At 57.9% G+C, this 18614-nt stretch carries 19 protein-coding genes; 13 read left to right on the plus strand and 6 right to left on the minus strand.

Annotated elements, in window-relative coordinates; all coding sequences use genetic code 11:
- Nucleotides 1–150: 150 nt before the first annotated feature.
- Together PAT9B_RS22240 and PAT9B_RS22245 are read left to right on the plus strand one after the other, a co-directional pair.
- Nucleotides 151–801, plus strand: a complete 651-nt coding sequence (locus PAT9B_RS22240) for a LysE family translocator (RefSeq protein ID WP_013511533.1) — start codon at nucleotides 151–153, stop codon at nucleotides 799–801.
- Between the two features lie 23 nt (nucleotides 802–824).
- Nucleotides 825–1646 (plus strand): substrate-binding domain-containing protein, encoded by an 822-nt coding sequence (locus tag PAT9B_RS22245; RefSeq protein ID WP_013511534.1) that lies wholly within the window; start codon nucleotides 825–827, stop codon nucleotides 1644–1646.
- Between the two features lie 108 nt (nucleotides 1647–1754).
- On the opposite strand, the gene PAT9B_RS22250 is transcribed toward PAT9B_RS22245, so the two are convergent.
- Together PAT9B_RS22250 and PAT9B_RS22255 are read right to left on the minus strand one after the other, a co-directional pair.
- Nucleotides 1755–2540 carry an SDR family oxidoreductase gene (locus PAT9B_RS22250; protein ID WP_013511535.1) on the minus strand — a complete coding sequence of 262 codons (786 nt, stop codon included), beginning with the start codon at nucleotides 2538–2540 and terminating at the stop codon, nucleotides 1755–1757.
- 53 nt (nucleotides 2541–2593) lie between these two features.
- Nucleotides 2594–3490, minus strand: a complete 897-nt coding sequence (locus PAT9B_RS22255) for a GntR family transcriptional regulator (RefSeq protein WP_013511536.1) — start codon at nucleotides 3488–3490, stop codon at nucleotides 2594–2596.
- A 185-nt stretch (nucleotides 3491–3675) separates the two neighbouring features.
- Between PAT9B_RS22255 and PAT9B_RS22260 the strand changes: the two genes are divergently transcribed.
- The 7 genes from PAT9B_RS22260 to PAT9B_RS22290 are packed head-to-tail and all read left to right on the plus strand — an operon-like array spanning nucleotide 3676 to nucleotide 10362.
- On the plus strand, nucleotides 3676–4488 hold the full coding sequence (locus tag PAT9B_RS22260; protein WP_013511537.1) for an ABC transporter substrate-binding protein: 813 nt from the start codon (nucleotides 3676–3678) through the stop codon (nucleotides 4486–4488).
- A 30-nt stretch (nucleotides 4489–4518) separates the two neighbouring features.
- On the plus strand, nucleotides 4519–5244 hold the full coding sequence (locus tag PAT9B_RS22265) for an amino acid ABC transporter permease (RefSeq protein WP_013511538.1): 726 nt from the start codon (nucleotides 4519–4521) through the stop codon (nucleotides 5242–5244).
- Nucleotides 5241–5987, plus strand: coding sequence for an amino acid ABC transporter ATP-binding protein (locus PAT9B_RS22270; RefSeq protein ID WP_013511539.1), 747 nt, complete (start codon nucleotides 5241–5243; stop codon nucleotides 5985–5987). Before PAT9B_RS22265 ends, PAT9B_RS22270 begins: the two co-directional genes overlap by 4 nt.
- Nucleotides 5988–6000: 13 nt before the next feature.
- Nucleotides 6001–7176 (plus strand): M20 family metallopeptidase, encoded by a 1176-nt coding sequence (locus PAT9B_RS22275; protein ID WP_013511540.1) that lies wholly within the window; start codon nucleotides 6001–6003, stop codon nucleotides 7174–7176.
- On the plus strand, nucleotides 7173–8273 hold the full coding sequence (locus tag PAT9B_RS22280) for a mandelate racemase/muconate lactonizing enzyme family protein (protein ID WP_013511541.1): 1101 nt from the start codon (nucleotides 7173–7175) through the stop codon (nucleotides 8271–8273). Before PAT9B_RS22275 ends, PAT9B_RS22280 begins: the two co-directional genes overlap by 4 nt.
- Nucleotides 8260–9429, plus strand: coding sequence for a Xaa-Pro peptidase family protein (locus tag PAT9B_RS22285; RefSeq protein WP_013511542.1), 1170 nt, complete (start codon nucleotides 8260–8262; stop codon nucleotides 9427–9429). The genes PAT9B_RS22280 and PAT9B_RS22285 overlap by 14 nt, the downstream gene beginning before the upstream one ends.
- 9 nt (nucleotides 9430–9438) lie before the next feature.
- A complete protein-coding gene (locus PAT9B_RS22290) occupies nucleotides 9439–10362 on the plus strand; it encodes a dihydrodipicolinate synthase family protein (RefSeq protein ID WP_013511543.1) in 924 nt (307 codons plus the stop codon).
- Here PAT9B_RS22290 and PAT9B_RS22295 read toward each other — a convergent pair.
- Nucleotides 10346–11422, minus strand: a complete 1077-nt coding sequence (locus PAT9B_RS22295) for a CTP synthase (RefSeq protein WP_041526052.1) — start codon at nucleotides 11420–11422, stop codon at nucleotides 10346–10348. The genes PAT9B_RS22290 and PAT9B_RS22295 overlap by 17 nt on opposite strands.
- A 67-nt stretch (nucleotides 11423–11489) precedes the next feature.
- On the opposite strand from PAT9B_RS22295, the gene PAT9B_RS22300 reads away from it, so the two are divergent.
- Together PAT9B_RS22300 and fdhA are read left to right on the plus strand one after the other, a co-directional pair.
- Complete coding sequence (locus tag PAT9B_RS22300; protein ID WP_013511545.1) at nucleotides 11490–12698, plus strand: pyridoxal phosphate-dependent aminotransferase; 1209 nt, start codon at nucleotides 11490–11492, stop codon at nucleotides 12696–12698.
- Nucleotides 12699–13004: 306 nt separating this feature from the next.
- Nucleotides 13005–14204 (plus strand): formaldehyde dehydrogenase, glutathione-independent, encoded by a 1200-nt coding sequence (fdhA, locus tag PAT9B_RS22305; RefSeq protein ID WP_013511546.1) that lies wholly within the window; start codon nucleotides 13005–13007, stop codon nucleotides 14202–14204.
- 132 nt (nucleotides 14205–14336) lie between these two features.
- Here the strand turns inward: fdhA and PAT9B_RS22310 are convergent, their stop codons facing one another.
- A complete protein-coding gene (locus PAT9B_RS22310) occupies nucleotides 14337–15173 on the minus strand; it encodes an oxidoreductase (RefSeq protein WP_013511547.1) in 837 nt (278 codons plus the stop codon).
- A gap of 110 nt (nucleotides 15174–15283) precedes the next feature.
- On the opposite strand from PAT9B_RS22310, the gene PAT9B_RS22315 reads away from it, so the two are divergent.
- The gene (locus PAT9B_RS22315) at nucleotides 15284–16219 is read left to right on the plus strand and encodes an AraC family transcriptional regulator (protein WP_013511548.1); all 936 of its coding nucleotides are present in this window, start codon (nucleotides 15284–15286) and stop codon (nucleotides 16217–16219) included.
- A gap of 35 nt (nucleotides 16220–16254) precedes the next feature.
- A complete protein-coding gene (locus PAT9B_RS22320; RefSeq protein ID WP_013511549.1) occupies nucleotides 16255–16767 on the plus strand; it encodes a GNAT family N-acetyltransferase in 513 nt (170 codons plus the stop codon).
- Here PAT9B_RS22320 and PAT9B_RS22325 read toward each other — a convergent pair.
- Both PAT9B_RS22325 and PAT9B_RS22330 read right to left on the minus strand, forming a co-directional pair.
- A complete protein-coding gene (locus PAT9B_RS22325) occupies nucleotides 16733–17857 on the minus strand; it encodes a M20 family metallopeptidase (RefSeq protein WP_013511550.1) in 1125 nt (374 codons plus the stop codon). The genes PAT9B_RS22320 and PAT9B_RS22325 overlap by 35 nt on opposite strands.
- On the minus strand, nucleotides 17854–18612 hold the full coding sequence (locus tag PAT9B_RS22330; RefSeq protein ID WP_013511551.1) for a glutamine amidotransferase: 759 nt from the start codon (nucleotides 18610–18612) through the stop codon (nucleotides 17854–17856). Before PAT9B_RS22330 ends, PAT9B_RS22325 begins: the two co-directional genes overlap by 4 nt.
- Between the last annotated feature and the right edge of the window lie 2 nt (nucleotides 18613–18614).

Here is an 18614-nt window from a genome sequence, read left to right on the forward strand (position 1 = left end):
CGAACCTTAATATAAAAATAAAGGCGTGATGGCTTCAGCGTAATTGATAATATTTATCATTAACGCCTGATTATTTTACATCAATCTCAACAGCCACATGAGAGCGATTCCTGTTATGATTTGGTTAAAATCGACCTACAGGAGCGCCCCATGCTGGACATCATGCATTTCCCTCTTTTTCTCGCCTCGGTGTTTTTACTGTGCATTACGCCCGGTCCTGATCTGGCATATGTGGTGGGGCAAAGCGTGGCGAACGGACGACGTTCCGGGGTGATCTCGGCGGCCGGGGTGGCGCTGGGCAGTTGTACCCATGCGATTGCCAGCGCCATCGGCTTGACCGCGCTAATTGCCGCCTCGCCGCTGCTGTTTACGGTGATCAAGTATATCGGTGCCGCGTATCTGATTTTTCTCGGCAGCAAAATGGTATGGGGCACGCTGATGCGGCAACAGGCCGCATCCAGCGCTGACGAACCGGTCGCTAAAACCACCGCCAGTACCCGCAGCCTGCTGTCGCGTGGCCTGATTACCTCCATCACCAACCCTAAAGTGCTGCTGTTTTTTATCGCCTTTTTCCCGCAATTCGTGGTGATTGACGGTGCACATCATGCGCAGTCCTTCCTGATTCTTGGTTTAACTTATGCACTGATCGGTTTTGCCACGGATACCTGTTTTGCCCTGGTGGCCGGTGGCGCGGCCAGCGCAGTAGCGAAAAATGCGGCGATGCAGCGTCTGCTGGATCGGGTGGTGGGCATCACCTTTATTGGCCTGGGGATTCGTCTGGCGTTGACCCGTCGCGGCTAACCTTTTTTCTGGAGAGGCAATTCATGGCAACAGCGGTTATTGGCATCGTCAGTGACGAGTTCACCAATCCCAACAGCGTAAAAATGCTGAATGAAGTGACGCGGCAACTGAACGCGCGGGGTTGTCTGAGCTTGCTGCTCAACATCGATTCACGCGAGCATTACCTGAAGTTACTCAATCAGGCTGGCGAGTTGGGGATCACGGGGTTGATTTTCCTCACCGCCCTGTATGGCGAGGAGACGGCGTCGATCCCGGCTATCTGGCTAAGTGGCGAGCGGGCGCTGCGCGAGGATGGCTACGCGGCGGGGGAAGAAATAGGTCGCCTGTTATTGGCTCAGGGGCATCAGCGCTTTGGTTTTATGCATGGACGTGAAACCCAGACGCCACCGCGTCAGATGCAGGGTTTCGCCGCCAGTCTCAAGGCGGCAGATAAAACGCTGGATCAACAATTAGTGGCGGGTAACGACGACCGCGAGTTGGCGTACCAGGCGATGATGACCTACCTGAAAAAAGCGCGCGCTGCTGAACGTATCAATGCGTTGTTCTGCGAAAATGATGTACTGGCGTTTGGTGCTATGCAGGCGGTGCGGGACTTCGGTCAGGGCGTGCATATCGGCGTGGTTGGTTTTGATGATGTTGATGAGGCACGCTCTTCAGCCTGGCACCTTACCAGTTGGGCACCGCGCCGGGATTTGCTGGTGGCTGAAGCGATAAATCGTCTGCTGGAACAGCGTGTTGATGCCAGCGGGACATGGCAGCAGGGCGAATTGCAGGTACGTCATTCACATCACGGTAAACATGTCCATGGTGAAATGTCGGAATGCGGTTGTGCCAGCCGCCATTAATCGATAAAAAATCGCGCTCCTGTCTGTAGCGGCGCGATTAATCGCGCGGGTTTTACGCCAGCGCGATTGGAATAGCGTGATAAATCACGCCGCTACAGATCCTGAGGGTTAAATCGCGTCAATCATCCCGCCATCGACCCGCAATACCGTACCGGTAATATAACTGGCCGCCTGGCTGGCAAGAAACGCCGCCGTTGCGCCGTACTCTGCGGGTGCACCGTAACGGCCTGCCGGGATCCCCTGACGACTCTTTTCTGCGACCGCATCCGCCGTGCTGTTTTCCCGCTTCGCTTTGATGGCGTCCAGTTGGCTAACCCGATCGGTAGCAATACGTCCCGGCACCAGCACGTTAACCGTCACGCCATCCGCCGCCACCTCGGTTGCCAGCGTTTTTGACCAGCCCAGCAAACTCATACGCAGGGCGTTCGACAGCGCCAGATTGGGAATCGGCGCAATCACCCCGGAGGAGGTGGAAGTGATAATCCGTCCCCAGCCCCGCTGGCGCATGGCAGGCAGTACTTTGTCGGTCAACTGAATCAGCGAGGACACCATCAGCGAAAACTGCTGCTGCCAGACGGCGGCGGCGGTGCCTTGCGCCGTGGCCGGCGGTGGACCGCCAGAGTTGTTCACCAGAATATCGACATCACCCCAGTGTTGACGAATATCATTCAGTACCTGATCAAAGCTGTCAGGATCCGCCAGATCCAGTTGCCAGGCGTGCGCGGTGCCTCCTTGTTGCTGAATCTGACTGACGGTTTCCGCCAGCTTCTCCCGATGACGTCCGGTCACCGCGACCCTCGCCCCTTCCTGCGCCAGTGACAGCGCCATCGCCCGACCTAAACCACTGCCTGCACCGCAAACCAGTGCAACCCGATGTTGAATTTGCAAATCCATAAAACCACTCCTGATTGTATTTTCAGGATCATGATGTGCAAAAATGATGCCGGTTATTTACGTGGACGCTTAATATTCACCTGGTCATACGCGAATTGCAGATGTTTTTGCATCAGACTGGCGGCCAGTTCCTGCTTGTTTTCCCGCAGCGCATCGATGATCGCCACATGTTCTTCACACCACTCTTTCACGCGACGTTTGTTGTCGTAGCTGCCGAACTCCATCAGACGACGTAAACGGTTCTGTTGTTGAATTGCCTGTAACACAAACAGATTCCCGCTGGCTTCGGCGAGCAACTCGTGAAACGAGGCATCCGTTTCGAAAATATCTTTCGCCGGAACCAGAGTGATATCCGGGTGGGTGATCAGCCACAAATGCTGGGCGCGCAGGCGTTTCAGCAACTGGCGATCGACGCGGAGCTGGGGGGTTAACAGGGCGGCGGGTTCAATTATCAGGCGAAATCCGTAGCTGTTACGCAACGCAACTTCTGAGTTCAACGTTTGCAGGAACCGCCAGCCGTGCCCGGCGTTGCGTGCAATCAGGCCATCTTCCGACAGCTTTACCAGCGTGCGCGTCAGTACCCCACGATCCACGTCATAACGCTGAGCGATTTCGGTCTGGGTAAACGATTCCGGCAGAGTACCGGCAATGCGATCCCGCACCAGTAATTCATACAGGGTTTGATCATTACTTTTGGTTTGTTCGATGTTCAGCTGTTGCAGTTCATCGGCGCTCTTTAGCAGGAAGAAACCCTGATTGGGCCGGGCTTCCACCGCCCCCAGACGCGTCAATTCTTTCAATCCGGCGCGGATCGGCGTGCGGGAAACCCCCAGCGCATCGGCCAGATGTTGTTCACGTAAATGATGACCTGGATCGAATCTTGCTTCATATATCAGGTCAAGGATTTGCCGGGCGATCCGGCGACTGCTCGCAGTTGAGTCAGGCTGCATGGAGAGCTTGTACCTTAAGTGTATTGTTGTGGTCTGAATATACAATAACACGGGAAAAGTTTTGCAGCGAAATAAAGCAGGAAATGCACGATAAGCGTGCAAGTGCACCAGGAAGGGACGTGTTTTTGTCATCATGATTGTATTTGTTGATTCATAAAATCCAATATATTAACCAGGAGACGACGATGCCCAGCTCTTATTTCACCTTAAACCGCCTGCGCGGAATGATGTTCAGCCTGGCGTTGCTGCCCGTGATCAGCCATGCCGCCGTGGAAAGTGTCAGCCCCGGCAAACTGACGTATGGCACGGCAGCCACCTTTATGCCGTTCGAGTTTGTGAAAGACGGCAAGCTCACCGGCTTTGATATCGATCTCATCACCGCGCTGAGCAAGCACCTGGATCTGACGCCTGCGCCGATGGCGATGGAGTTCAAAGGCTTGATCCCGGCGTTACAGGGGAAACGCCTCGACATCATTAACTCGGCGATGTACGTCAACCCGACCCGTGCCGCCCAGGTGGATTTTGTTCCTTATCTGAAGATCGGCAGCCGCGTGGTGGTGCGTAAGGGCAACCCTGCCGGCATTACCGGTCGCGATATGTCGCTGTGTGGCAAAAACATCGCTGTCACCCTCGGTGGTATCGAAGAGAGCCAGGCGCGTGTGGACAACAAAAACTGCGTCGCGGCCAACAAGGCGGCCATCAACGTGCTGACCTTCCCGGCGGCCACTGACTCTGCGGTGGCCGTAGCACAAGGCCGCGCCGATGCCGAATTCCTCTCAACGCCGGGCACGCTGGCGCTGTTCAGCGAGAAACCGGATGTGTTCGCCGCAGTTGGCCCGGAGTTCGAAGCCGACACCCATATCGCCTTTGCGGTACGTAAAGGTGATGCCGAAACCAAAGCGCAACTGGAGAAGGGGCTGCAAAGCTTGGTGAAAGATGGCACCTACAAGCAACTGATTGAGAAATGGAACTTCCCGGATTCCGTTGCCATTTTCTGATGCGTTTCAAGCCGTTAACCGGAGATAGCTATGTCGATTGATTTAATGTGGCAGTACTTCCTTTCCCCTGAGTTTTTGCAGGGTGCATGGATGACACTGTTAATCACCCTCTGCTCACTGTTGTGTGGCGTGGTGCTGGGTCTGGTACTGGCCCTGCTACAGGAAGCGCCTTTCCGTGCTGGAAAGGGACTGGCGTTTTTCTACCTGTGGCTGTTTCGCGGCACGCCAGTGCTGTTCCAGATCATCTTTGTCTACAACGTGCTGCCAGGCTTCGGCTTACGCTTCTCCGCGTTTACCTGTGCAGTGCTGGCGCTTTCGCTTAATGAAGGCGCGTATATGGCGGAAATTCTGCGTTCAGGGTTGCAGGCGGTGAAAAGCGGGCAACGTACTGCCGGTATGGCGCTGGGTATGACCAACGCGCAGATCATGCGCAAGATCGTGTTACCGCAGGCGGCGCGCATTGTGCTGCCGCCCATGGGTAACCAGATGATCAGCATGCTCAAATCGAGCGCGCTGGTGTCGGTGATTGCGGTACAGGAGCTGCTGCTGGTGGCAAACCAGACCGCCAGCGCCAGCTTCCGCTACTTTGAAGCGCTGTGCGCCGCCGGGATCTACTATCTGTTGCTCACCACGTTGTTCATGATTTTCCAGTCATGGCTGGAGCGCACGCTCGATCCAAAGCAGCGTCGCCGCAAAAGCCAGAAAGCACAATCCCACGACCTGAAACTGCCTAAACCCGCCCGGGAGGTGTCATGAACCATGAACGCAAACCGTTGCTGGAGATGATCGGCATCGACAAAACCTTTGGTCGTCAGACCGTATTGAAAAATTGTTCGCTGAGCGTCAATCGCGGTGAAACCGTGGTGCTGATTGGTCCGTCCGGTTCGGGCAAATCCACGCTACTGCGTTGCGTCAATTTGCTGTCGCCAGCAGATAGCGGCGATGTGTTTTTTGCCCGCCAGAACATCAGCCGGGGTGAAGTGCCGCCGCATCAGCTCCGACAGCGTATTGGCATGGTGTTTCAGAATTACGAGCTGTTTTCCCATCTCACTGCGGCGGAAAACATCATGCTGGCCCCGATGACGGTACTGGGTGTGAACCGCATCGAGGCACGGAAGCAGGCGGAAGCGCTGCTGGCAAAGGTACGCATCAACGATCGCGCCGATCACTTCCCGGATGAACTGTCCGGTGGTCAGCAGCAGCGCGTAGCGATTGCCCGGGCGCTGGCGATGAAACCTGAACTGATGTTGTACGACGAGCCGACGTCGGCGCTTGACCCGGAGATGATCCGTGAAGTGCTGGACGTGATGGCGGAGCTGAGCGCCGAAGGCATGACCAGCATGGTGGTGACCCACGAGATGGGTTTTGCGCGCCGCGCCGCCAATCAAATCCTGTTTATGGAAGAGGGCGAAATTCTCGAACGCGCCAGCGCCCAGGACTTTTTTACCGGTCAGGTCAGCGAACGTGCCAAACGTTTCCTCGACCAGATTTTACATTAATAGCGGAGTACCTATGAGTCGTTACCAGGCAGACAGTGTGCGCATGAAGCGGGATCTTGCCGCGCTGGTCGCCATCAACACCGAAAACCCGCCGGGCCATGAACGCGAGGCGGCGGAATGCGTTGCGGCATGGTTACGTGAGGCGGGTTTTGATCTCTCCTTCAGTGAATACGCACCGGGACGCACCAATGTCATCGCGTTGCTGAAAAACGGTGCCGGTCCCTGTTTTGCCTTCAACACCCATCTCGACACCGTGCCTGCGGGCAGCGGCTGGTCGAGCGATCCCTTTACCCTGACTGAACGCGATGGACGTTTATACGGTCGCGGTGCCTGTGATGCCAAAGGTCCGTTGGTGGCGATGGTTGAAGCGCTGCGGATGCTGGCGGCCAGCCGCCATAGCTGGTCTGGCACGCTGATGGGCGTGTTCACTGCTGACGAAGAAGTGGCGAGTGAAGGGGCGAAATTTTACGTTCGCGACCAGCCGCCCGCTATTGACTTCGCGGTGATTGGCGAGCCGACCTCCAATGCCACGTTCTCGGCACATAAAGGCAGCCTGCGCCCACGCGTGCGGGTGAAAGGGGTGACGGCGCATTCCGGCACGCCGGAATTGGGCATCAACGCCATTTACCAGTCGGCAAAGCTGCTGGGACTGATCGAAGCCGCCCATCATCAGCAGGTGCGCTGCCGCTGCCATGCGCTGGTGGGTAACGCCAGCCTGACCGTCACCCGCGTGCACGGCGGCCATGCCGACAACGTGGTGCCGGACAGCTGCGAATTGCTGCTGGATCGTCGCATGGTGCCCGGTGAAGACGAGACAGCGGTGCAAGCCGAGCTGCAACAACTGTTGGATCACGCCCGGGCGCATTCCGGCGTTGAAGCGGAAATCATCGCCTGGCAGCCCACCACGGGCGGTGCCACCGAAACCGACAGCAGCGAAGCCATTGTGCAGCACAGCCTTGAGGCCTGTCGTCGCCACGGCCAGCCTGAACCCGGCCCGTTTGGTTTTCAGGGCGGCTGCGATCTGGTGCATTTCCGCACCCTCGGTGCCAAAGGCGTGGTGATCGGCCCCGGTGCGCTGGCGGTGGCGCATAAGCCGGATGAGTTTGTTCCGGTGGAAGAGTTCATCGCCGCCGCCAGCATCTACCTTGATATCGCGCTGGCGATGCTGCCCGTGGAGGCCCGCGCGTGAAGGCGCAACTGTGGCGCGGCGACCTGCATTACGCCGGGGTGACCTTGCATACCGCCGCGTCTGGCGCGGTGCATGCGCTCGATACCCTGTGGTTGCAACTGAGTGACAACGGGTGCACCGGCACAGGCGAAGTGCGGCTCAACATCACCTATCTGCACGGCTACAGCGCACAACAGGTGTTAGACAATCTGCTGTCGATGCTGACGCAGTGGGACTGGCACGCGGAGGCACGCACGCTGCTGGCGGCAGTACACGCGGCTGACAGCCCGCTGCTGGCACCCGCACGCATGCTGCTGGATATGGCGCTGCATGATCTGTTGGCGCGTGAGCAGGGGGGCAGCCTCGCGGCCTGGCTGGGCGCAGCGGCGACGCCCGCGACGTTCACCACTAACCAGACGCTGTTCTGGGGCAGCGAAGCACAGATGCTGACGCAGGCGCAGGGCTATGTCGAACGGGGTTTTACCCAGCTAAAACTGCGCACCGGCGTGGCGGATTTCGCCACCGATCTGGCGCGCCTGGAAGCGCTGCGTGCGGCTTTTGGCGATCGCATCTCGCTGGCGATTGACGTCAACGGCCAATGGTCGCTGGACGACGCGCATCGGGCCTTGCCGCAGCTGCATGCCCTCGGGCTGAGCTATATCGAGCAGCCGCTGGCCCCGGCCAACGATCGCCATCTGGCGGAGCTGGCGCAGTACGGCCTGCCAATCATGCTGGATGAAAGCCTCAACAGCGCCGCCGCCATTGATCGCCTGATCGCGGCACAGGGCGCGTTGTGGGGCCATCTCAAGCTGGTGAAGTTAGGCGGGTTAGCGCCGACGCTGGCGGCGGCACGTCGTCTGCAAGACGCGGGTATCCCGTTCATGATCGGCCAGATGAATGAAGGCCATGCCGCCACGGCGGCAGCATTGCAGTTGTGCCGTGTGCTGCAACCGGCGTTTGCCGAACTGTATGGCGCGGATGGCCTGATCGACGATCCGGTCAGTGGTCTCTCCTATGCCTGCGGCAAGGTTGCCGTAAATGATTCTCCCGGCCTGGGCGTGCAGTTCGCTGCCGACCGCGCCACTTTCCTTCAGGAGTTTAGTGATGCAACAGCTTAGTAATGTGGTTCAGGGCAGTGAATCCGCCTTCAGTGCGGACGAGTATGCACTGCGTATCCAGCGCACCCGTGAGCGTCTTAACGCTGCCGGTGTCGATGTGATGATCGTCACCGGGCCGGAAAACATTTTCTGGCTCACCGGTCAGCAAACCCCCGGTTATTACACCTTCCAGGCGCTGCTGCTGCCGGTAGAAGGCGAGCCGGTGTTTGTCATTCGCCAACTGGAATATTTCAACTTTATCGCCAACACCTTTATCGCGGATGCCGCCATCTATCAGGATGGCGATAACCCGGTGGATTTCCTGGTCGGCATGCTGCAACAAAAAGGCTGGCTAAATAAGCGTATCGGGTTAGATAAACGCGGCTGGTTCCTGCCGATTGCCGTGTACGAACTGCTGCAAAGCAAACTCGGCAGCATCGCGGATACTGCGGGGGTGATTGAGCCGCTGCGTGCGGTGAAATCGGCTGCGGAAGTGGAAAAAATCGCTACTGCTGCCCGTTATGTTGATGCCGGGATGCGTGCTGGGATGGCGGCGGTCCGCAGCGGCAGCGACGAAAACGCACTGGTATCGGCAATGATGGGGGCGGCGATCGCTGCCGGTTCTGAATATGTTGGCATGGAGCCGCTGGTCTCCAGCGGACCGCGCAGCGGCGTACCGCACGGCACCTGGCGTCGGCGCGTGTTGCAGGATAATGAACCGGTGTTCCTCGAAATGGCTGCTGCACATGATCGTTACCATGCCGCGCTGATGCGTTCGGCGTGGATTGGCCGCCCACCGGCGATTGCCATCGAAATGGAAAAGGTGTGTCAGGAAGCCTTGCAGGCGGCGCTGGATGCTATCCGCCCGGGAGCGACCTGTGCCGAACCGCATCTGGCCTGCCAGAAAGTGATTGATCGCGCAGGCTTTACCGACAACTTCAAAAAACGCACCGGTTACTCCATCGGCGTGTCGTTTGCACCTGACTGGGGCGAAGGCGGCATCCTCAGCCTGTACAGCGGTGTCACCACCGAATTGCAACCCGGTATGACGTTCCACATCCCCCCGGCGCTGCGTATTTACGGTGAATTCACCGTCGGCGTCAGCGAAACCGTGGTGGTGACGGAAACCGGTTATCGCCAGCTTGGCAGTCTCGCTCGTCCATTAACTTTGCTGTAAGGAACTTTCATGAAAGACATTAACGAATGCCGTGAACGCCTGCGTGGCATTTTCAACATCACCGTCACGCCGTTTGATGCGGCAGGCGCGATCGATTTCGCCGCGCTGCGCGCAAACATCGAGCGTGTCATTGGTTTGGGTTATGACGGCATTCTGATTGGCGGGACTTACGGTGAGTTTCCGGTGATGTCGCTGGCGGAACGCCGCGAGTTATTCCATCAGGTGATGGACTGCGTGCAGGATCGTATCCCGGTGATGCTGTGTAGCGCCAGTTCCGATCCGCGCGATGCCCGTGAACTCACCCAACTGGCGGGCGAACTCGGTGGCTTGCCGATGGTCACCGCGCCCTACGTCAGTGAAATCACCGACGCACAAATCCTGGCCTATTTCAAAGAGATGGCGCCGTTATCCCCAACCGGCATCCTGGTGTACAACGCGCCGGGTATCGGTATTACGCTCTCACCCGCCTTGCTGGAGCAGTTGGCGGATGTGGCAGGCGTCGTCGGGATCAAGCAGGGCGATCTCAACCCGACGGCCATCGACCAGATTGCTAACCGCCTGCGCGGTCGTCTGCGTCTGTTCTGTGCCTCGGATTTGGCGTTCCTCGGCCCGATGATGGCCGGTTTTGATGGTATCAGCACCACTAACAGCGGCGCGTTACCAGAACTGGTGTTAGCCACCTTCCGCGCGGTGGAAAAAGGTGATGCGGCGACGGCACGCGATCTTCATCAGCTGTGGTACGACTACCGCGCGCTGGCACGTCAGCACGGTCAACCGCAACTGGTCAAAGCGGCGATGGCATTGCGCGGTTTTAACGCGGGTCAGGTCCGTGCGCCCTTGCTGCCGATCTCGGCTGACGCGCAGGCGCAGCTTGCCAGCGTGATGCGCAAGCTGGCAAGCGATGCGCGGACCGGCGTTAGCCTCGCTGACTGAGGGCGGCCGCCAGGAAAGCGGTAATCAGCGGGTGTGGGGCATCCGGGCGTGATGCCAGTTCAGGATGTCCCTGCACCCCTTGCCAGAAAGGATGATTGGGCAGGGTTATCGCCTCAACGATATCGCCCGTGCGGGCGTTAACCTGCACGCCGCTGGCCTTCAGTTGCGGTAGCAATGCAGGGTTGAAGCAGTAACGGTGGTTGTAGTGCATTTCCCCGTCAGCAAAGGGCAGCACACCGCAACGATGACGGCGATCGGCAAAGGGGATAAAGCTATGCAAAGCGGCATCAGGTGCCACTTCTGCGAGGATCGCCCCGGCATAGCCCGGCTGCTGGCGGACTGCGGCGGTACTCATGCTTTGCATCCCGAGGCACAGGCCAAGGCTGGGGAGAGAACGGCTTTGGGTTGCCTGTGCCACGCGGATTTGTCCCTGTACCGCTGCCATCGAGGACCCGCCCGGTAGCAGCACGCCGTGCAGGTCATCCAGTTCGTGCAGGTCAGCGGACAGGGTGGCTGGCGGCAGAAAATGGATATCGAGCGTCAGGTGTAACGCCGCAGCGGCATCACCCAACGCCGCCAGCGTGGCGGGATAGGCCTGGCGATGATCGGCTTCCCGGCCAATCAAGCCAATGTGTAGCCGGGTGCCAGCCTCCACCGTTGGCGTGGCGGACCAGCGGCCATAGCGATCGATGTGCAGCGTCAGCAGATTTTGCGCGGCACCGCGCAGCGTCAGCGTCTGACCCGCATCATGGCTGAACAGGCGTTCACCGGGCAGATCGGCGATCTCGGCGGCGCGTGTGGCGGGTAACACAATCACGGCGTCAGCCTGCGGCAATGCGCTGCCAGCGCTGACTTCCTGTTGCAGCGTATCGCTGCGGTACAAACCGCTGGTGACGCAGTAACCGGCACGGGCCACGTGCTGATGGCTATCAGGCACATCGCCGGTGAAGTCAGGGCGCAGGCTCCATAGCGGCAGTTTGAGTTGGTTAGCCCACTGGCTGGCGGTGACACCGTAACGGGCCGGTAAGGGTGAATCATCAAGAATGAATATGAGTGACACGGCGATTTCCTGCTGATGTTGGATGAACAATTGTATTAGTTGAATCATTAGATACAAAAGAGGATTTATGAATATCAGTCAAACGGCACGGCGCATGCAGCGGGTACGCCCTTCGCCTACCGCCACCATTTCTGACCAGGTGCGAGCACTGGAGGCCGCAGGGAAAGCGGTAATCAATCTGGGGGAAGGCGAGCTGGATTTCGCCACACCGGCATCGATCAGCTATGCCGGGATTGAAGCGATAGTCCAACAGCAGACCAAATACACCGCAGTAGCGGGGACGGCGGCGTTAAAAGCGGCGATTGCCGGAAAATTTGCGCGTGACAATCATCTGCAATTTGCACCGGATGAAATCATTGCCGGTAGCGGCGCCAAACAACTGATTTTCAATGCGTTGCTGGCAACGGTGGATGTCGGTCAGCAGGTGATCATTCCGGCCCCTTATTGGGTCTCCTATCCCGATATGGTGACGCTGGCGGAAGGCGAACCGGTCATTGTGCCTTGTGATGAACAGCATGGCTGGAAACTGCAACCGGCGGAGCTGGCAGCGGCACTGACGCCAGAGACGCGCTGGGTGATCCTTAACTCACCGGGCAATCCGACCGGGGCGATTTACAGCGCGCAGGAGCTGCGTGCACTGGCGGATGTGTTGTCCGATCATCCGCAGGTGCTGATCATGGCGGATGATATTTATGAACCGTTGCGCTATGACCAGACCCCATTTGCCACGTTTGCGGAAGTCGCGCCGCAGCTGGCGCAACGTACACTGACGATCAACGGGGTGTCGAAAAGCCATGCCATGACCGGCTGGCGTCTGGGTTACGCGGCAGGACCACGTTGGTTGATTGCCGCGATGCAGGTGTTGCAGTCGCAAAGTACCTCCAATGCCAGTAGCATCGCCCAGGCCGCGGCAGTGGCGGCCCTCAATCAACCGGCGGATTTTCTGGTGGGCTGGCTGGAGAAACTCGATCAGCGCCGCCAGCAGGTGCTGGCGATGGTGGCAGACGTTGATGGCCTGAGCGCCAGCGCGCCGCAGGGGGCGTTTTATGTCTTTGCTAATTGTCAGGGATTGATCGGACGGCAGACGCCGGACGGCGAGTCGATTGCTGACGATAAAGCGCTGGCGTCCTGGCTGCTGGCAGAAGCGCAAGTGGCGGTACTGCACGGTTCGGCATTTGGTACACCCGGGTATTTGCGTATCGCTTATGCGGTGGAGGATGCGCTATTGGCAACGGCCTGTCAGCGATTGGTGGCTGCCTGTAGCAAACTGCATTAACGCGTATTGCGCGATAAATCGCGCCGCTACGCAATCCTGAACGTATTGTAGCGGTGTGATTTATCACGCGCAGCTAAATGACAATATAATTAAATGCGGCCCTAATCAGTTTCTCGCTGAAATTATCCACATATTGAATGATGATTAATTTAATTGTGACGCTTTGCACACATCACGAATAATAACACGATAAATATCGGTCGTTAGCGGGGGGAGTTATTAAGCTTAAGGGCGCAGAGTATGTCTCTATGCTCAACTGCGACATTCAAAACTTAATAACCAGCCAACTATCTGAAAGGTACTCACATGTCTGAAAATCGTGGAGTGGTCTACATAGGTAAAGGTAAAGTTGAAGTCCAGTCGATTGATTATCCAAAAATGCACGATCCCCGTGGGAAGAAAATAGAACACGGGGTGATTCTCAAAGTGTTATCCACCAATATCTGCGGTTCCGATCAACATATGGTGCGTGGGCGCACCACGGCCCAGGAAGGCCTGGTGCTCGGCCATGAAATCACCGGCGAGGTGATTGAACTCGGGCGCGATGTCGAAAGGTTTACCATTGGTGATGTGGTGTCCGTTCCGTTCAACGTCGCCTGTGGTCGCTGTCGCTCCTGTAAAGAGCAACACACGGGCGTCTGCCTGACAGTTAACCCGGCGCGTGCGGGCGGTGCCTATGGCTATGTGGATATGGGCGATTGGGTCGGCGGCCAGGCCAAGTATGTGCTGGTGCCCTATGCAGATTTCAATTTACTCAAGTTGCCCGATCGCGAGCAGGCGCTGGAGAAAATCAAAGACTTAACCTGTCTTTCCGATATCCTGCCGACCGGCTTTCATGGCGCAGTGACGGCCGGTGTCGGCCCCGGCAGCACCGTGTACGTGGCGGGTGCCGGTCCGGTGGGGATGGCCGCTGCCGCCTCGGCGCGTCTGCTGGGCGCGGCGGTGGTGATTGTCGGTGATATGAATGAGGCACGCATCAAACATGCCGCGCAACAGGGTTTCGAAGTGGTTGATTTAAGTAAAGATACCCCGCTGCATGAACAGATCGCCGATATCCTCGGTGAACCTGAAGTGGATTGCGCTATCGATGCCGTCGGCTTTGAGGCGCGTGGGCACGGCCATGAAGGTGCGCAGCACGAAGCGCCCGCCACAGTGCTCAATGCACTGATGCAGGTGACGCGGGTGGCCGGGAAAATCGGCGTGCCGGGTTTGTATGTGACGGAAGATCCGGGTGCGATCGATCAGGCGGCGAAAATGGGGAGTCTGAGCATTCGTCTGGGACTGGGCTGGGCCAAATCACACGCCTTCCAGACCGGGCAGGCACCGGTAATGAAATATAATCGCCAGCTAATGCAGGCTATTCTGTGGGATCGCATTCCGATTGCCAAAATAGTGGGTGTCGAAGTGATTTCGCTGGAAGATGCACCGCGTGGTTACACTGAATTTGATGCGGGTGCACCGAAAAAATTTGTTATTGATCCCCATTTCTCTTTCTCGAAACCCTGACCAGGGTGTTATTTTTGGTGTAGCAATGTTATCGGATAAGCGTTAGATAACTGCGCCAGCATTAATCAGAGAAATAAAGTGCTGGCGCAGATTTACCCTCAGGCTAAATAATTTACACTCCCTGACAATACATTATTCACCATCGGTCGAACGCGTTAATTCTTCCCAGCGATCAATATCCTCATGCAATGCTGCCAGTTTATTGCGCACCAGCGCCAGTGCATCACTGCCGAGCAGCAGATGTGGCGGTGGATTGTGGGTAGCGATCAGGGTCAGGATCGCCTGCGCGGCTTTTTGTGGATCGCCCAACTGTTTGCCGCTTTTCTCGACGCGCGCCTGGCGGATAGGATCGAACAGCGCATCGTAATCAGGGATGCTACGCGCGCTGCGCACCATCGAGCGACCGGCCCAGTCGGTGCGGAAAGAACCGGGAGCCACAGCAGTGACGAAGATACCAAAAGGTTGCAGTTCTTTACCCAGCGCGTCGGAAATGCCTTCCAGCGCAAATTTACTGCCGCAATAATAGGTTATGCCGGGCATGGTGATATACCCGCCCATCGAGGTGATGTTGATAATGTGGCCGCGACGGCGCTGGCGCATCGACGGCAGTACCGCTTTGATCATCGCTACGGCACCAAACACGTTAACCTCAAACTGCCGACGCATCTCTTCCAGTGACGACTCCTCCATCACCCCTTCATGGCCGTATCCGGCATTGTTGACCAGAACATCAATCGGCCCCAGGCTGGACTCGACGGCGGCAATGCAATCATCGATGGCGGCGAAATCGGTCACGTCCAGCAGGCAGGCGCTGGCGTGGCCTGGTTTCAGTGCTTCAAATTCCTGTTTTGCCGCCTGATGACGTACCGTTCCGATCACCCGATGGCCCTCGCGCAATGCCTGCTGGGCCAGCGCACGGCCAAAACCGCTGCTGACGCCGGTAATAAATAACGTTTTGACTGATGACATAAAATTGACTCCGGGATAACAGGTGAGGCTGCATAATATTCTTTATCAGGGCTTGTATTGAGGCCATATTTTCTGCTTTTATTGCCTAATCTTATGAGTGGGTGGTTTTTATGCACGACGATATCCAGGCGCAGATGGTGACGCTGCTACGGGCGCTGGCACCGCAGGAGGGCTACAACCTGACGGCGCTGGAACAGGTGCGCATCCTGCGTTCCGACCGCCCGCTGGCGCGCACCCCGGTGCTGTACGATCCGGGCATCGTGATTGTTTGCCAGGGCAGTAAACACGGCTATCTTGGCAGCCAGATTTATTGCTATGACGAACAGCATTATCTGGCGGTGTCCGTGCCGGTGCCTTTTGTCATGGAAACGGTGGCATCGGCCGAACGGCCATTACTCGCCCTTTATATGCATCTGGATTTTGCCGTGGCGGCGGAGCTGATGCTGCAACTGGAGCAGCAGGGGGGCGCGCAACCGCTACCTGCGCCACAGAGCATGATGTCCAGCCCGATGGATGCGGTGATGAAGACCAGCGTGCTGCGCTTTTTGCAGGCGCTGCATGACCCGCGCGATGCGGTGATCCTCGGGCCAGCGCTGATGCGTGAGTTGTATTATCGCGTACTGACAGGTGCGCAGGGCAGCGTGCTGCGGGCCGCGTTAAGCCAGCAGGGGCAGTTCGGCAAAATCAGCAAAGCGTTGCGTCATATCCACGCCAGCTATGCGCAGCCACTGCAACTGGCGCAACTGGCCGCGGAGGCGGGAATGAGCGTTCCCACCTTCCATAGCCATTTTAAAACCATCACCGGGGTAGCCCCGATGCAATACGTGAAATCGGTGCGGCTGCATCAGGCGCGGATGTTGATGGTGCGTCAGACGTTGACAGCGGCGGCGGCAAGTTTCGCCGTGGGCTATGAAAGCCCGTCGCAGTTTAACCGTGAATTCAAACGCCTGTTTGGCCTGCCGCCTGCCGAGGAGAGCCGCAGGATGCAGCAACATTTTGCCGTGCCGCCGGAACAGCCTGACGCGATATTTATTTCATCGCATTAACGGCGCATCATCATTTAACAAGGGACCCAGCAGCTATGTCGTTGAACGAAAACGCGCCGGAAAACGCTCTTATCCGGCAAGCCACCATTGAGGATGTTCCCCGCATACTTGAGTTGCATTTTGCCGGTTTACAAGAGACGAATTCCTGCTCCGCAGATAGCTCCTTAGATGCCGACCTCTACCAGTTTGCTCAGCACTATCAACGCGATGATGCGCGATTTGTGGTCGCCGTTTCCCGGCAGGAGATTATTGTCGGCATGGGGGCGGTGGTCAGCGTGGCTGCTGACCACTATGAGATCAAAAGAATGCGGGTGGCGAGTCACTGCCGTCGACAGGGGATTGCGCAGCAAATACTGGATGAGCTGCTGACCTTTGCGACCAGACACCATCCGCTCTGGGATATTCTGCTCGACAGTTCGCAAACACAAACTGCGGCTCACCGGCTGTATGAAAACAACGGTTTTGTTTGTTACGGCGAAGCGCTGATCGGGGGGGATATCCCAAGTTATTTGTTCAGGAGGCCCGGTCTGTCATCCACTGCACAATAATCTCCCCGTACAGCGTCTCCGCTTCCACCAGCCGCGACAGCAGGCAATACTCATCGGTCTGGTGCGCCATGGTTGGCTCACCCGGCCCCAGGATCACACAAGGTGGTGCACCCAGCGCCGGCAGCAACAGCGAGGCATCGGTAAAGTAGGGCACGATGCGTGGCGTGAGCGGTGCGTCGTGCAGCGGCTGGCATAACTGGAAAATCTGCTGTATCCAGCGTTGCTGTTCGGTACTCAGCACCGCAGGCAGATCCACCAGGGTGGTGATAAACACCGTTGCACCGAGGGCGGTGGCGAGACGTTGGCGGATCTCCGCATGGTGCAGATTCGGCGCGGTGCGGATATCCACATCAAAGGCGGTGCGGTCCGGCACCGAGTTGATATTCAATCCGCCCTGAATACGGCCGACGTTGAGCGTGGGTTGCTTCATCAACGGATGCGGCGCACCCGGTGAGAAATGCTGAATCTTACCCAGCGCCTCAGCAGCCAGATAGATGGCGTTGATGCCCAGATGCGGCATCGCGCCGTGCGCGGTTTTGCCGCGTGTTTCACAACGCAGCCACAGCGCGCCCTTGTGGCCGATCACCGGATAGTTGGCGGTCGGTTCACCGACAATCAACGCGCCCGGTTGCGGTAGAGTTTGGCTGGCAATCAACGCGCGTACACCGTCGCAGCCGGTCTCTTCGCCACCGGTGAGATATAACACCACGCCGCTGCCTGCCATGATGGCATCTTTATACCGGACGCAGGCGAGGATAAAGGCGGCAATCGCCGCTTTCATATCGCTGCTGCCACGGCCATACAGGCGGTCGTCGCGCACATCCGCACCAAAAGGATCGAACTGCCACTCGGCATTACCCAGTGGCACGGTATCCAGATGGCCGGTAAAACCCAGCGGCGCTCCGCCGCCCGCACCGGGCAGTGTGGCGATGAGATTGGCGCGCCGATCGCCGAAGCTATGGCGCTGTACGGTAAAGCCCGCCTGTTCGAGATAATCCGCCAGCCAGGCCATGCAGGCCGCCTCATCACCCGGCGGGTTGATGGTGTTAAAGCTCAGCAGTTGCTGCGTGAGGCCGACGACGTCGCTCATGCGTGCGTCCTTGTCAGCCAGTCAAGACAGTTGATCCACAGTTGACGAAAACCGGACCACTGGGCAAATTCCGGTGGCAGCCAGTGTGCCGACATGTCGCTGGTCCACACCAGGGTACGGCCCTGCTGGTATTCCCGCACTGCCAGCAGCGGATGGGTGGTGCCCGCCACCGTCGCCAGCAGTTGGCCTTCTGGCTGCATCTCCACTTCGTTGTAGCCGAGCAGCCACGGCATGTCGGCAGGCAGATTTTCCAGCACCGCATGGGCTGCGGTTGGCTCAAGGTAACACCCTTCCGGGCGTTCCACCCGATCATCCCAGGCGAGACAACGGACCGGCAAAGTTTGCTCAACCGCCGTGTTACGATATCGCGCACCGCCGTTAATCCCCTGGAAACTGTAGTACCCGCCAATCATCATCAGTGCGCCGCCCTGCGCGACATAATCATGCAGCAGCGTCAGGCGGTTGGCGGTGCGCTGGCTTTTCAGCCAGGTGGCGGGATGCAACAGCAGCGTGTTGGCACCGATATCCGACAGGATAATCACATCCCATGCCTGCAAGGCTGCCAGCGTCAGCGGGAACTGTTCTGGCGCTTCATGCACCGGCATATGGGTGATCTGATACTCGCTATCCGCTAACGCGGCGAGAAAATCCACCGCGCCGTTGTGCCAGGTGGCGGTAGCAAACTGATCAAAGCCTTTGATATGTGTTGCCGTGCTGGTCCAGGACTCACCCACCAGCAAAACCTTTTTCGTCATGA

Origin of the sequence: Pantoea sp. At-9b, from assembly GCF_000175935.2 — a bacterium.
In the GTDB taxonomy this organism is placed as follows: Bacteria; Pseudomonadota; Gammaproteobacteria; order Enterobacterales; family Enterobacteriaceae; genus Pantoea.